14 protein-coding genes are annotated in these 14,843 nt (G+C 29.9%); 8 read left to right on the top strand and 6 right to left on the bottom strand.

What is annotated here, in order from left to right:
* The first annotated feature begins 14 nt into the window (after positions 1-14).
* The 8 genes from JM172_RS22260 to JM172_RS22225 all read left to right on the top strand — a co-directional run bounded on the left by JM172_RS22260 (position 15) and on the right by JM172_RS22225 (position 8,531).
* The gene (locus JM172_RS22260) at positions 15-1,502 is read left to right on the top strand and encodes a DUF885 domain-containing protein (RefSeq protein WP_214484552.1); all 1,488 of its coding nucleotides are present in this window, start codon (positions 15-17) and stop codon (positions 1,500-1,502) included.
* Positions 1,480-2,703 carry an MFS transporter gene (locus JM172_RS22255; protein WP_214484551.1) on the top strand — a complete coding sequence of 408 codons (1,224 nt, stop codon included), beginning with the start codon at positions 1,480-1,482 and terminating at the stop codon, positions 2,701-2,703. Before JM172_RS22260 ends, JM172_RS22255 begins: the two co-directional genes overlap by 23 nt.
* Positions 2,696-3,616: a M29 family metallopeptidase gene (locus JM172_RS22250; protein ID WP_214484550.1), complete on the top strand. Its 921-nt coding sequence runs from the start codon at positions 2,696-2,698 to the stop codon at positions 3,614-3,616. The genes JM172_RS22255 and JM172_RS22250 overlap by 8 nt, the downstream gene beginning before the upstream one ends.
* Before the next feature lie 61 nt (positions 3,617-3,677).
* Positions 3,678-4,808, top strand: a complete 1,131-nt coding sequence (locus JM172_RS22245; RefSeq protein WP_214484549.1) for a hypothetical protein — start codon at positions 3,678-3,680, stop codon at positions 4,806-4,808.
* Positions 4,809-5,049: 241 nt separating this feature from the next.
* Positions 5,050-5,925, top strand: a complete 876-nt coding sequence (locus JM172_RS22240) for a radical SAM protein (protein ID WP_214484548.1) — start codon at positions 5,050-5,052, stop codon at positions 5,923-5,925.
* 310 nt (positions 5,926-6,235) lie between these two features.
* Positions 6,236-7,234, top strand: a complete 999-nt coding sequence (locus JM172_RS22235; protein ID WP_214484547.1) for an NAD(P)-dependent oxidoreductase — start codon at positions 6,236-6,238, stop codon at positions 7,232-7,234.
* Positions 7,235-7,259: 25 nt separating this feature from the next.
* A complete protein-coding gene (locus tag JM172_RS22230) occupies positions 7,260-7,913 on the top strand; it encodes an HD domain-containing protein (protein WP_214484546.1) in 654 nt (217 codons plus the stop codon).
* 417 nt (positions 7,914-8,330) lie between these two features.
* Positions 8,331-8,531, top strand: a complete 201-nt coding sequence (locus JM172_RS22225; protein WP_214484545.1) for a hypothetical protein — start codon at positions 8,331-8,333, stop codon at positions 8,529-8,531.
* Between the two features lie 990 nt (positions 8,532-9,521).
* On the opposite strand, the gene JM172_RS22220 is transcribed toward JM172_RS22225, so the two are convergent.
* From JM172_RS22220 to JM172_RS22195, 6 genes are all read right to left on the bottom strand, one after another.
* Positions 9,522-9,923, bottom strand: a complete 402-nt coding sequence (locus JM172_RS22220) for a hypothetical protein (RefSeq protein ID WP_214484544.1) — start codon at positions 9,921-9,923, stop codon at positions 9,522-9,524.
* A 106-nt stretch (positions 9,924-10,029) separates the two neighbouring features.
* Entirely contained in the window at positions 10,030-10,491 is a 462-nt protein-coding gene (locus tag JM172_RS22215; protein WP_214484543.1) for a hypothetical protein, read from the bottom strand.
* 267 nt (positions 10,492-10,758) lie between these two features.
* Positions 10,759-11,544 (bottom strand): DUF4393 domain-containing protein, encoded by a 786-nt coding sequence (locus tag JM172_RS22210; RefSeq protein WP_214484542.1) that lies wholly within the window; start codon positions 11,542-11,544, stop codon positions 10,759-10,761.
* Between the two features lie 528 nt (positions 11,545-12,072).
* Positions 12,073-13,080, bottom strand: a complete 1,008-nt coding sequence (locus JM172_RS22205) for a cytochrome D1 domain-containing protein (RefSeq protein ID WP_214484541.1) — start codon at positions 13,078-13,080, stop codon at positions 12,073-12,075.
* A gap of 215 nt (positions 13,081-13,295) precedes the next feature.
* Positions 13,296-13,541, bottom strand: a complete 246-nt coding sequence (locus JM172_RS22200; protein WP_214484540.1) for a hypothetical protein — start codon at positions 13,539-13,541, stop codon at positions 13,296-13,298.
* Positions 13,542-13,961: 420 nt separating this feature from the next.
* Positions 13,962-14,843: IS110 family RNA-guided transposase (locus JM172_RS22195; RefSeq protein ID WP_214484539.1), on the bottom strand; the 882-nt coding region annotated here is incomplete at its 5' end.

The following is a 14,843-nucleotide window of genomic DNA, read 5'->3' as shown; positions in this document are numbered from 1 at the left end:
TTGGAGTGATTAACATGGAGATTTACTCTAAATTAAGAGATGAATATATTAAGATTTCTAGTGAATTTTACCCTGGCCTTGCTACTCATTGGGGAATACAGAGAAGTTATTTAACAATCTATTCAAAAAAAAATATTTTAAAAACCATAAATTGCTATAAAAATTTGCAAAAGAGAATGGAGGAGATTAGTTATAAAGATTCAAGAAGCTTTAGAAAACTGAACAGGGCAGTAAAGCTGAGGCTTTTTGAATTAGAAGCGTTAGAAATATGGAGAAAACCGAATTTCTACATAATAAATTCATTGAATACTATTTCCGTTATTTGGAGAAACTTTGAAAATATATTTCAATCACCTGTCCCAAACCATGAACAAATATCCTGTAGAATCAAATATTTACCCGATTTCTTTAAAGTTGCAAGGGAGAATTTAAATCATAGTAAATTAACAAAACTAGATTGTTTAACTGCTATCCTCAATATAAGTCATTTTAATAAGAATTTAGAAAAAATTAAACAAGACCTCAATATTCCATTAATAGAGCTTAGTATATTAACAAAAGAGATTAACTCTTTTTCATCTTTTTTAAAAAACAAATCACAGGAATCTATACCATTAAAAAGGCCTTTAGGAGAAGAAAATCTAGCTACATATATTTATCTTGAATCAGGATTAACAATAGACCTTGGATTATTACTTGAGAAATTAAAAGCTCATTTATCAGTAAGAGCTGATTTTTTACAACCAACAAAAAGAAGCTTTTCAACAAGTTTTAATGAAGTCTTAAAATCACCTTCTGAAGAAGTTTTAAGTCAATTAATAAAGATTGGAAAAAATCATTTTAATGTTAACGACACATTCATAAAGAGCTTACAAATTACTGAGTTAAATAATATTAATGTAGATATGCATGGGAAATTTGGATATATGAAATGTATGGATTTACAGAAAGAACATATCTTAGGTGCAATGATATATGACAAAAATAAAGTCAATAATATTAATTCAATTTTAGGAGTTATACATGAAGTTTATCCAGGACATCACTATTCATGGACGCTAAAATCCAAGAGTAATTATCAAGAAAACATAATTTTTTTTAACCCAGTATTTGAAGAAGGTTGGGCTAAATATTGTGAACATTTTTTTACTTATAAGATTTTTAAAGATATCAATTTCATTGATGAATTTGAATTGGGAATTAGCAAAGCTATTCTTTTAGCCATGGCTACATTATATACACATTCAAATAATCTTGATTTTAGAAAAATCATTTCAACTTTATCAAATTATTTTCCTGTATTTAGTCAATCTGAAATTAAACAAGCATGCATTCAAGCTTATATATATCCTATAGAAAGTATCTCGTATATGTTAGGGTTTTACTTTGTACAAAGTTATTTTAACAAGAGGACACTCAATCCTAAAAGTGTCATAGAGTTAGTTTGTGATTATGAAAGATACATAGAGGAGTATAATTATGAAAAAATTAGAATTACATAAAAAATATACTATATTTACTGGTGTTATGTTATCTGGTTACAGTATGGTTGATAAAATGTATGGAGCAGTATATATTGTCCTAATGAGCCTTAAAGGAATTAGTCCTTTTCAAATTAGTATTATTTTTGCTGTAGCTTCGCTATCATTAGCAATATTTGACTACCCTAGTGGGAATATATCAGATTTATTTGGTCGAAAAAAAATAACTTCAATTGGATTTTTCACTTGGGGCCTAGGTCTTTGTTTATTCGGGTTATCATCAAGTTTCATATTATTTATTATATCAGCAATTATTATGTCCCTAGGTGTATCTTTAATATCAGGATCCCCACAAGCATGGTATCTGGATAAACTTAATGAAGTAAACAAGTTCGATTATAAAGATATTGCCTATCCTAAAATAGTTGGTTTTGCAACTGCCTTTTCAGTAGTTGGTGCACTTTTGGCATCAATATCAAGTAGCATAAATAACTATATACCTGTTGTGCTAGGCGGATTAATAGCTATAGCTCTATCATTAGTTATTTTCATTAGGTTTGAAGATAACTATGGATCTAGATCAGAAAAAAGTATTATTAAGGAAATAAAAATTACTACTTTAGATTTCATCAAAAATAAGACAATGCTCATAATATTATTAAGAAATATATTAAGCCACGGTGCTTTACTAGGGTTCTTATTGACTTGGCAGGTTTATGGAAATAATATGCTTGGTTTAGAAATTGAATTCATGGGTATATTACTAGTTCTGTTTATGGCAGTTATTAGTTTAGCTAGTTTCTTTACCGCTTTTTTAACTAAGAAGAAGGTTACTACTCTAACAATACTTGTGTTTGGTACCGTTCTTTCTGCTATGGGACTTCTATTGGTTGGACTACATTCTAGCTTATTCTTTTTTTTGGTGGGTCTAACAATCTTTGAATTTGGCTTAGGTATGCAACATTCATCGTATGGAGCATGGGTCCAAGATTATATTCCTGGACAAAAACGCGCCACATTTTATTCCGGATTAACTGCTCTACAATCACTTGCTGGATTTTTCCTGGCCCTCTTAATTGGTTACATTAATCAAAAAATAGGATACTCATTCATATGGTATTTTGCTAGCCTTCTCTTAATACTGTCTAATATACCAGTATACTATATTAAGAAGAGTTGCCCTAAAGAAATTCAATTAAATAGAGTGGGATTACATGAATGAATTCATAAAGTTCGGTTCATTTGATAATCAAGTAACTAAATCACATAAAATATTACTTGTGAGAGAGAAAAGAAAATCCATCTTTGTTGATAAATTAATTAACTCCTTAAGGAATAAAAAAGTAAATATTGAGGAATATTATATAGTTAACCAAGACGATCTGAAAAAATTATTGTTTGTTTTAAATCAAAAGCCTACAGGTACACAATTATATATAGTAACATCAGACTTTTTAAATCTACATTTATTAATTAAAAGGTGTGAAGAATTAAGAATTCCTACAATACTTTTTGACGATCCAACACTAAATATTCCTAAGAAGTATATCAATGATATTGTTAATATACATTTAAAAGCAATTAATATCGAATATAGTGAATTAAGAAATAGAAATGAGAAAGTAAAAAACCTAATTGATAATGGTGACTCATTCCAAATAAAAAGCCCTAATGGTACTAATATGAAATTTCAAAAAGAAAAAGGTAAAAGGATTTTTGTGGAAAATTGCAAATTTAGTGAAAATGAATCTTTATTTCAAATTCCAGGAGGAGAGGTGTTTTTTGCCCCTAAACCATTTACAGCAGAGGGCATTATTATCCAAGAATGCGGAAGTAAAAAAGCGGAGATAACTATTAATAATGGCTTTGCTTCTTTTAATTATGGAAAATATAAAAACAAAAAAGTGCCCTTTGCAGAATTTGGTATAGGAACAAATCAAGGTGTAAGGAAACTAAAGTTTTTGTCTAGCTATGAGAAATGTTTAGGAACTTGTCATATAGGCTTTGGGAATAATATCAATATGGATGGGATTTTTGAGGAGCCTTATCATTTTGATATAGTGATTGATAACTTTCAACTTTCTATAGATGGGGAAGCTATCTTTTCATGTTGGGGTGATTTACATAAAAAGTAATATTTTATTATACAATGAGATCAGTCATTTCAGTATTAAGATAAATTATTATTTACAAAAAATGGATATTCAAACAGAAATTGTTTTTAAACACCCAACTAAAGAAATGATTTTTTTTTTAGATGAATCATACAAAATTATTGAAATTAATAGTGATCAATCCTTAAACCCTATACAATACCAAAAAGGACAATTTGTAAAAATAAGTGATAACACAAAATTCACTAAATTATTTATTAAGTATGGAAGTACTATAAAATTATCGAACATAAATATAACTCCTGGGATTTATCACTTTCCATATTTTTCTTTATGTTCTAACTTAAATAATATCAAAATACACATAAATTCCCAATGCCTCTTCACTACAAATGCTGTGAAAACGAAAGATGGAAAATATCAAATATTCGACCTAAGAGACTTAGTAATTGTTTCGAACGATAACAACATCAATTGTACAAATTTTTGCATTTTGATACAAAATAGAAAGGTTATAGTTTCACCATCCACTAAAAAAGTTTTTTCACATTTGAATATATGTGAAGAGATAAGGAAATTTCTGAATTTTTATTACTCTATTTTCGAGAAACCATTAAATATAAGGATAATGGACTCTCATTGCTTAAATGTGAATGCAATTTCTTATAAAGGATTGATCCTATTTAATCCTAAGCTATTATCAAAGCCATCTGTTTTGTTATATAAATATTTGTTTCATGAGATAATTCATCAAGAAATCGGCCTTAATACCATTTTTTATAATAAAGGTAGGTTTTTACTTCTTGAAAGTTTAACAGAGTTCATTCAATTGTTATATCTAAAAGAAAGATTTGGTGAGACTATCTATTCTAAACAAATAAAATACTCTTATCAACTTTATAAAAATAATATTGAGTATACAAAAAATATCCCTATTTCTGATTATTATAATATTAATGATAATTTTGGATTTTTAGGATTAATTTGTGGAAAAGGAATTCTTTTTTTTGATTTTTTATTTAGAAAAGCTGTTATTGATAAAGATGTTCTTAAAAAAATAATAACAGCATTTAAATTTCATAAAAACTATATTTCAATTGGTATCTTTAAAAATATATTAAATAATTTTGCAAATATAGGAACAGATGTGTATTTTCATGACTGGATAGAATCAACAAACAATGAATTTTTAAATGAGACTACTTATAACTAATAATTTAAGTAGGCAACAGTACGTTTATTCGTTCTATACAGGGTTTATACAGTAACAATTTTTCGCTTGACATGGATCCTCAGCTGAAAATTTTTCAAAAAAAGCAACCGAATAGGCTTTTCGAGACATTTATAATTTTTTCGCCTCTCCATGTAAAGCTCAGGGTATTCAAAAATATACTACCGAAAACTACATTTTTTAAAAGACATAAACAGATAACGCATAGGAGATGATTTTTTAGTTGATTAATCATGTGGGTTTAATTTTAACAACAAAATGCAATTTGAAATGTAAATATTGTTTTTACAATAACGATACTTATTCAATCAATAATGCCGACTTAGATTTACCAAAGTTTTACGAGTTTTTTGATAATATCACAGTAAAATCCCCGATAGATAGGTTGACAATCACAGGAGGGGAACCTCTTCTTAGAAAAGATTTACTAACTTTTATAAGTGAAATCTCCAAAAAAGTAAGAAATATATTAATTTTAACAAATGGTATATTACTTACCGAACAGATTCTGAAAGATATTTTTAAAAATAATGTAAAACTTGGTATAAGCCTTGATAGTCTTAACGATAGTTATGGAAATAAGTTCAGGGGGAAACATAGCGAATTACTGAAATCCCTACAATTAATTCATTCTTTGGGATATGCTAGTAAAGTTACGTTAAACACAACTATTTCTCCCAACAATTTAACTGACGTAGAAGACATTGTTCATTTTTCTGAAGAAATGGGTTTTAGCCTAAATTTAAATTTAATGGATTCACATAACTTATTGTCATGGGATACTGCAACAGTAGATCAGAAAGAACAGCTCCTATCAATAATAAAGGATCACTATAATAATGAATCCAATAGTTTTCATTACAGGTTAGCTAAATTTCTAATTTCCAACACCCAATATACAATCCCTAATTGTATGTTTTCCTCTAAATCTATAATTATAGATTCAGATGGTTCAATTGTTCCATGTTTTCATAATAAAACAATCATAGGAAACATTGAAGATGAAGTTGATTTTATTCTAAGAAACCATAATAAATTCTTAAAAGAGCATAAAGGTAATTTTGAGTGTTTTCGAAAAGCATGTTTTGCACTCTTTTAAAGTTGGTTTATGATAGATGTTCAATTTATACAAATTAAATAACTATGCTTCTCTAGCCTGAAGTTCTAAAATAGAGCTCTTTATAATAATCCTTTTTAATTATTAATTTTGATTTGTATAAGACTACATTAAATCCATAAAAACTTTAATAAACTTACTTAGAAAGGTGATTACATTGTTTACTCATGAGGATTTCTTTAATTCTATTAACATATATAAACGAAATAATAACAATATACACTGTCTACTCATAACTCATGTACTACCAACCTCTGTTGACTATATTCTATATTTAAATAAAATCTGGCCAGTGGAATATGTCATTGCTATTCCGTATTCTCTTGATATAAACGCTGCAATAAAGCTAAAAAAGCATGGTATTCCAGTGATAACTCCCAACGATATTACTGATGTTTCCACTATAGCTTTAGAGAAAATAATTGAAATTAGTAACAGCAACAAAAAGTTAGTAATACAAGAAGTTGGTGGTTATTTATCCTCACACCTAGATACAATTAAATCTTTAGGTAGTGTTGTAGGTATTGTTGAAGATACAGCTCAAGGGCATTGGCGTTATAAAAAGTATGATCGGCAGCAACTTCCCATTCTATCAATAGCTTTTAGTCCTCTGAAAAATATAGAAGATACATTGATTGGTGATGCTGTAATTTATTCATTAGAGAGAATTTTACGTGAAGAATTTACAGATTTAATACAAGGAAAATCATGTCTTGTTCTTGGATACGGTAAGATTGGTAAATCATGCTCTATCGCATTAAAGGGACGAGAGGCTTTTGTGTCAGTTTTTGATATCGATCCAATTCTTTCATTAACTGCTCGTGTTGAAGGATATAGAACAGGAGAATTGGAAGATTTAATTAAAGATGCTGATATTATTATCGGTGCTACTGGAAAAACATCATTGAGTGGGAGTATTTTTGAACACTTTAAAGATGGAGCTATCCTTGCTTCTGCAAGTTCAAGAGATATTGAATTTGATATAAAACAGATTTCTAAGTATTGCAAGAATAATAGTCACCCTCTAATATGGGATTGTGCAAATAAGTCAAAAAATAATTTCTTCTTGTTAAATGAAGGATTACCTGTAAATTTTAGGGATTTAAGTATTCTCGGACCTTATCTTCAATTAGTTTATGGAGAACTTTTCTACTGTATTCAAAAATTGGCGAGACAAGAGGAGCTTGTTGGAATGCACACTTTACTTGATAGTGATCAAAGATTTATTGCACAAAAATTTCATGAACATATTAACAGTAAAAAAATGAAAAAAGAAAAACTTGTAATATAATGCTAAAGGAGATAGTCAAAATTATATGAAAAAAGAATTAGTTATTGAAGAAACAGTAAAATTTGTAAGATCTACTCTTGAAGGGGAAGGCTCAGGGCATGATTGGTGGCATATTTATAGAGTTTGGAAAAACGCGTTACTTATTAGTAAGAATGAAGATGTAGATATGCTAGTTGTTCAATTGGCCACTTTACTCCATGACATCTCAGACTGGAAGTTTAACAATGGAGATGCCACTATTGGTCCAAAAGTGGCAAAAGAATGGATGGATATATTAAATATTGATGATAATACAATATCTCATGTTTGCTCGATTATCAAAACCATGTCTTTCAAAGGAAATGGTGCAACTTCAATTATGAAAACTAAAGAAGGTAAGATCGTTCAAGATGCTGATCGATTAGATGCTATTGGGGCTATAGGAATTGCTAGAACATTTACTTATGGGGGGTACATTAAACAAGAAATATATAATCCTAATGTTGTTCCAAAAAAACATAAGTCCTTTGAAGAATATAAGCAAACAAAAACAACAACGATTAATCATTTTTATGAAAAATTACTATTACTTAAAGAAAGAATGAATTTACCAATTTCTAAAGAGATTGCAAAAAAACGGCATGTATTTATGGAAGATTATTTAAGAAAATTTCACGAGGAATGCAATGGTCAATCTTAATTAGTTATCTTCACGTACTGAAATAGTAAGATGAATAGTGGGAGAGAAAACATTTGGGTTTTAATCACCAGAATAAAAAGGTAACCAATACAGTTGGAAGCTGAACTAAAGATTCTCCAACAAACAAAAGCAAACTAAGTCAATTTTTCCATAAACTGAGGAGACATTGGCTTAATTTTTTTCAATTTTTTCAAAACGGATTCTTATTTTTGGTTTAAGAGACTTTATGCTTGAAGCTAATGTTAGGAGTATCAAATTAAAGAAAATGTCTGATATCCTAATTTAGAGCTTATCAAGGGTAACCTCCAAATCCAACAACCATTTTACATGAATTTTCCTCCTAAATTAACTTCTGCATGCTCTTCCAACCCTCCATTATATCTATCAATGAGCGACAAACCTCTTTACAATTTTCATATGGAGTTAACTTGGGTCCTTCTTCCAGATTTCACCATTGAAGAGGCTATAGGGAATAACTTAAAAGGCTTTGTTCAAAACAAAATGAAACGTGGCAGTAGATATTGGACAATTCTAGAACGAAAAATTGAACAACACTTGGAAGATTTTGAACTAGAACATAAAGAAGTATATAAAGACCTACAACTACGTATGAAATAATGGACAGTATTGAACAGTTGATTTTTAAGAACTCTTAATTAATTAACTTTTCAAACCCCTAATGCATCCTTTAATTTGAGTACAATATTTAGGGTTTTTTAACAAAATAAGGGATGGAAATTAACAAATCCTTGTTGTACTGTTGCTGTTACTTTAGGTACATTCATTAATATTTTTTAATGATAAACTCTTTTTTTCTAAATGGGATTGCATCAGGATTAATAACTGCTGATAGTGATAAAGAGATAGGTAAATCTATTAATAGATTATCAAATATCAATTATTGGACAGAAACTGAAAAAAATGATCTGCATCTAAATAATAATTTGAGTGTAGTTCAACTATAAAACAAACCGTTTTATATAACATAGTAAATATATTTATGTAAGAAGATATTATGCAAAGAGTTGTAATTCTTATTCTCTCAAATATTGAGAGGTGTCATTAGTTCATCCAGATAATTCGTGATATATTGATAGTTTTTTTCTTTAGCTTTGAAACAAAGATGTACCTTATATAAGAAAGATGTACTGTTTTGGAAAAGTTAAACCTTTTTATCCTTTGGATGTGCATTTTCAAAGGGTGTTTTTTATGTTGAAAATAACATGGTGACATTAAACAATTGGGCCATATTGTGGAATAACAAGTTTTTTTGATTAATTATTTAGTAGGTTATAACTTGCAGGTGTACTTTGCAGACTTTACTAGCTTGAACAGACTATATAAAAAATTTATTAAATCCCATCTCTTTTATAGGAGGGGGATTTTTTATAGTTCTATACGTAGGATAAGCAGCCAACAGGGTATTTAAGAATTAGCTAAGATCTTGTGGAAGAAACCGTGAATGAATTTTACTTATAAGACTTATTTTGTATTGTGTTTATTAAAAAATATTAACAAGGAGTGATTACATGAATCAGAAAATAGAACAAGTCACCGTGGGCGCGGTGACTCACATTAAATACACAATAAATGTTACTGGTGATTTTACTAACGTCGATTCCCGAAAGATATACCAGCAATATCTTCAGAAAATAAAATCATTATCGACAAATCAGAAGTGGTGTTACCTGCTGAAATAGTGACATCTTCTAAAATAAAGGCGGTTTTAGTGTCAAGAATATCATCATTACCATGTTCAACGAGGTGTTTCGCAGCATGCTCTTTCGATGATTGCATGATAAACCTAGCAAAGTTTTCGTTATTTAAAGCTTCATCCTCGAATGGACTAATAACAATGTTTGCAGCTGTAACAATACCGAATGACGTAAAGAAAATAAGACCATCATCATTACTAATATGTTTATCCTTTTTAGCAATTTCAATTGCATTGAATAAGGAAAGTGTTGTTAAGGCTTTTAAATCTCGTTTTTCAAGAAAACTCTTTGGCATTTTGTCACCTCCTCTCTATGTTGAAATTCGACAGGATGTGACTAATTACCTTTTTATATAATTTTTTCAAGTTAATAAACTCAAGAATTATTGTGGTTACTAAAAACTAGTGACTTAAAACGGTAGCGTTTATTGAACGAAATCGAATGTTTGGAATTATGCTAATGCTAAATACAACTTGAGAATTATTAAACCGTATACGGTACACATGTTGGCCAACCCCTGGCTTATCTAAGCAGGTGAGGTTTGGAATCATGGAACCTCCAGAACTATCATCAGGAAAGTTAAAATTTTGAAATGGCCTAATAGTTGCAAGGGGTGTGAAGGTGCCATTAATTGAGGAACGTTCAAGTATATAGTTGAATTCACTTGTTACTGTACCTCCTGTCCCTGGATTTTCTAATTGGAAGAAAATCTCGACCATAGAATCTATTTTTACCTTTACGTCTTTATCTTTAATAAAAACAGGTAATCTAATGATTTCACCATTCGTAAAGCTAATTAAATTGTCTGCTCGATTTTCGATGCATTTAGGTAATTTATCATCTTTACAATTACAATTCACCATTTTTTCAACTCTTTTCAAAATTAGTTGTTATTAGTAAATGTAAGAACTGTAAACATGCAACTGATAAATGACCACCAAAACAGATGTTATGTTTCAAAAATTAAGGAAACTCAAGAGTAAATATGTTTAATAAAAGAGGGGATAAATAGCGTAGATAAAAAAGATAACTGTAATAGTGAGTCCAGATTTTTACTATTACAGTATTAAAAGATTAGGGAGAAATCATTCCTTATTTAAAGAAGATAATTTCAATATAAATCAATAAAATTACAAACAAACAAACTTAAAATCATTTCCTAAGGAACTAAATTCTATAAAACCTTTTTCGAAAAAGGTTTCAGCACCAGGTCTTGCATCTAATAATGGCTGTCCAAGTGATTTTAAATATTGGTTATTATCAAAAGTTTCATATAATTGTTCATTTTTAAGTTTAATATCGTAATAAGTATCCACTAAACCAAGTCTTTTTATATTAGTAATTGAACTTCTTAATAATTCTACGTCGTCACAATTTGGGTTGCTGAGAAAAACATCAGGAATTATTACCAAGCGGCTTTGTTTTTTATCATTTGCGTAGTTGTTAAGATTAAAATTTGCAATAGGTAAATATCTATGATCTTTCAATAAAGCAATGTTTTGTGCATCTATAGGCGATAACTGTTTAATTATTTCTATAAAGGCATGATGTGTTTTTGTAGATTTTCTGTTATCCATTGATGAAGCAACAAGTTTTGCGAACATGTTTCTTAATTCATTTTCTTCAATGTAGAATTTAGAATTTTCTAACGCTGGTCCGACTATACTTAAAGGCGGTTCAATAAGATTTTCATCAGGAATAGATGAGATTTCTTTGACCAAATTATTTTTATATTCCTCTAAAGACGCAGCGTGCTTAGCTCTTTTTTGTTCAGTAAACAATTGTAATCTACCAAAAGTTAAATACCATAGATCGTTTAAAGTTTGTATTGGAGCACTCGGGTCTTTACCTTTAGAAGTAGCAAAACTAGTTAATAAACTAGTTCCAATTGCAGTTCCAATAGTAGTTATATCCATATATTAATTCATCTCCTTTTGTAAATATTGTAACAACCTTACATTTAATTGAAACACAATATTAATCAAAGTGGAATAGAGAAAGGATAAAAATAAATGGAGAAATTAGGTTGGCTTATATTAATCAGTTTTATTAAAACAATTATTCTAAACTATCTTCAAAGTTTAAAAAGATAGGACGAAAAGATGAAAATACTAGATGAAGTTCTTTACTCTTTGAAAAGTATACTTTTAGAAATTAATTAAACATAATAAGCATTTTGGTTACTAAAGCAAAAAACGCCCCAAGAATGGAGGGCGTTCACATGAAGAAGCTTAGCTTAAACGGATCGTTTCTTTCTGAAAAACTCTCCTATCAAGTAAATGATGATCACAGGTATCACCGAAAGTACAGGAAATACAATATAGGCTAAGAGTTCCAATATTAATCGCTCCAAACATGTGTTTTTTATGTTATAGAAATCCTTACCATTTATTATATAGCAAAAAATTAGATTGTAAAATTAATGAAACATAATAGCAATTAAGTTATCTAGTTACTGCAACAAATAATGGAGTTTGACCTACAGAAACAGTAGCAATATTAGAATGAGTTTTTATATCAATGACTGATACAGTACCACCTCCAAATTCAGTACGAGCAACATAAGCAAGCTTCCCATCAGGGGTAAAAGCAACAAGCTGAGGAGTTCCGCCTACTCCAACTTGAACAGTAGAAATAACAGAGTGGGTTTTAACATCAATAATGGAAATAGTGTTACCTTCATTATTGATATAAGCAAGTTTCCCATCAGGAGTAAATACTACAAACTGAGGATTTGACCCAACTTGAACGGTAGCAACGACTGAGTGAGTTTTGACTTCAATTACGGAAACAGAGTTATTGAAGTTATTAGTAACATAAGCAAGCTTCCCGTCAGGGGTAAAAGCAACAAAAACGGGGAATTCTTCAACAGAAATAGTAGAAATAACAGAGTGGGTTTTAACATCAATTGCGGATACAGTGTTCGCATCATCAGGGTTATTAACGTAAGCAATTTTCCCATCAGGGCTAAACGCAATAAACACAGAACGAATTTGAACAGAAGCGATAACTGAATGAGTGTCGACATCAATGACAGAAGTAGGACCACTTACATTAGTAACATAAGCAAGCTTCCCATCAGGAGTAAACGCAACAGAACGGGGGCTGGTTCCAATTAGAACGGTAGCAACGACTGAGTGAGTTTTGACATCAATAACAGAAACAGTCCCATCATTAACAACATAAGCAATCTTTCCATTAGGAGTAAAGGAGACGAAGTTTGGACGAGATCCAACGGAAACAGTAGCAATAAGGGAGTGAGTTTTAACATCGATAACAGAAACACTGCCATTAGAGAAGTTATTAATAATATAAGCAATTTTTGAATCAGGAGTAAAGGCAACAAATGAAGGTCTTTCTCCTACGGGAACGGTAGCAATAATGGAGTGAGTTTCAGTATCAATGACAGAAACAGTTTTACTATCAGCATTTGTAACATATGCAAAACTCATTTACTAACCACCTTAAGAAAAAATGTTAATTCAGTATATGTGAAAAGGTAGAAATAAATTCAAAAAGAAAAATTAGTATCCATAATGATAGTTTTGTCCATAACTTTTTTATAATACATGTAAGAAAGAGTAGATTTAGTATATTCAAACAGATATTGATTTATAGAAAAAATAGTAAACATGAGCATTATTATAATGATTTTGTACTTCCCAATCTACTCCTTAACATTTGCTAAAGCAATTGTTGATATAAGCCATACAGTTATTGATCCAAACAATAAAATAAGCATTACAAGAAAAGCTGCTAATGCGTTATCTCCGAACGATTCAAGTATACCCAGTGGGGAGATAATGGTAACAATAGAGAAAACTAGAATAAAAATAAAAGCATAAGATTTAGCATTTTCTAGGTGTTGTATGTTAAGTTCTTTAATTTCTTTATAATTAGTTTTTTCAGACATATCACACCTCCATTTGGATAATTGTACCATGTTTGATCGTGCTAAACTATTATAAGTTTAGATAATATTCCTAATTTGCAAAGGCCTTAGTAAACAAAAGATAGATTGTGTTTGATAGGGGGATGTTCAGAATATAAAAGAATGGGAGATTAAATGTACAATATGTTAAATTCACCTAATGTTATTTAACAATATGGCGCAAGAATATGGTATAGCGAGTTCCCGACTATACCTATTAAAAATAGGACAACCACAAATGTTACTGGCAGAACTCATAATACGATACCAGCTAATAGGATGTCAATAATAATCTCTAAAGATATTTTTGTACCTGTGTTAAGATAAATAGAGGCATACCAAATAACCTTCCCTTAATGTTATTGGAAGATTATTCTTAATAATAAATAAAATGGTAATTGGTTATATCGTAAATTTTTCTTTGCGTTTTAGTAAGGCATAAATCCAGTGTATGAGCTTATTAGCACAAGCAATGACCGCAACTTTATGTGGTTTTCCTTCTTCGCGTTTTCTATCATAGAATTCTTTTAGTCTAGGATTACGAGCGTTTATTAAACCACATTGTACAGCTGTATATAAAATCTGTCTGAGTCTACTAGACCCTCTTTTCGTAATACGATTAATTCTTGCTTTAAATTGGCCAGACTCATGGACACTAGGGTCAATTCCGGCAAAGGCTACAAGTTTCTTAGGGTTATTAAATCGTTCAATTTCCCCAATTTCGGAGATGATTGTGGCTGCAATCTTACCTCCTATTCCAGGAATTGAGCGAATAATATCATATTCTTCAAATTCTTTAGCTGTGACATCTATCTCTGCTTCTAACTGAGATAGGTGTTTTTGATATTCTAAAAGAAGGTTAATATACATTTTTAAACTAACCAGATGACTGTCATATAACGTTTGTCTATATGGGTTCCTTCTTGCTGCAGCCTTCAAATCCTCAGCCTTTTTCATTGCCCATGATTCAGTCCGATTTCTACATAATTGATGGATTTTATCTGCAATTTCACTTACATTCATTCCTTTTATGTCGTTAGGTGTAGTAAAAGTAAGCAGGGTATTTAAAGAAACCTTTGAAAATAAGTTTCCAAATACTCCTTTATATTCAGGGAAAACCTGATCTAAGATCGTATGAAATTGCAATTTGGTCTGTACGTAGGTTCCCGTGAGGGAATCATGTTGTCTACTAAGATTACGTAGATTCAATGTTTGAATACTTTTCCTTTGATATGCTTCTAGGTCTTCCTTGTAATATAACTCACAGAGATGGTAGGCATCGAT

Source organism: Bacillus sp. SM2101 (assembly GCF_018588585.1).
Taxonomy (GTDB): Bacteria; Bacillota; Bacilli; order Bacillales; family SM2101; genus Nanhaiella; species Nanhaiella sioensis.
The sequence above is the reverse complement of the archived record's forward strand: the minus strand, read 5'-3'. Positions and strand labels throughout refer to the sequence as shown.

Coding starts and splice junctions, on each gene's coding strand:
- JM172_RS22230 (WP_214484546.1), top strand. CDS start 7,260: ATGAAAAAAGAATTAGTTATTGAAGAAACAGTAAAATTTGTAAGATCT.
- JM172_RS22245 (WP_214484549.1), top strand. CDS start 3,678: ATGGATATTCAAACAGAAATTGTTTTTAAACACCCAACTAAAGAAATG.
- JM172_RS22260 (WP_214484552.1), top strand. CDS start 15: ATGGAGATTTACTCTAAATTAAGAGATGAATATATTAAGATTTCTAGT.
- JM172_RS22255 (WP_214484551.1), top strand. CDS start 1,480: ATGAAAAAATTAGAATTACATAAAAAATATACTATATTTACTGGTGTT.
- JM172_RS22250 (WP_214484550.1), top strand. CDS start 2,696: ATGAATGAATTCATAAAGTTCGGTTCATTTGATAATCAAGTAACTAAA.
- JM172_RS22205 (WP_214484541.1), bottom strand. CDS start 13,080: ATGAGTTTTGCATATGTTACAAATGCTGATAGTAAAACTGTTTCTGTC.
- JM172_RS22200 (WP_214484540.1), bottom strand. CDS start 13,541: ATGTCTGAAAAAACTAATTATAAAGAAATTAAAGAACTTAACATACAA.
- JM172_RS22215 (WP_214484543.1), bottom strand. CDS start 10,491: ATGGTGAATTGTAATTGTAAAGATGATAAATTACCTAAATGCATCGAA.
- JM172_RS22225 (WP_214484545.1), top strand. CDS start 8,331: ATGGAGTTAACTTGGGTCCTTCTTCCAGATTTCACCATTGAAGAGGCT.
- JM172_RS22210 (WP_214484542.1), bottom strand. CDS start 11,544: ATGGATATAACTACTATTGGAACTGCAATTGGAACTAGTTTATTAACT.
- JM172_RS22220 (WP_214484544.1), bottom strand. CDS start 9,923: ATGCCAAAGAGTTTTCTTGAAAAACGAGATTTAAAAGCCTTAACAACA.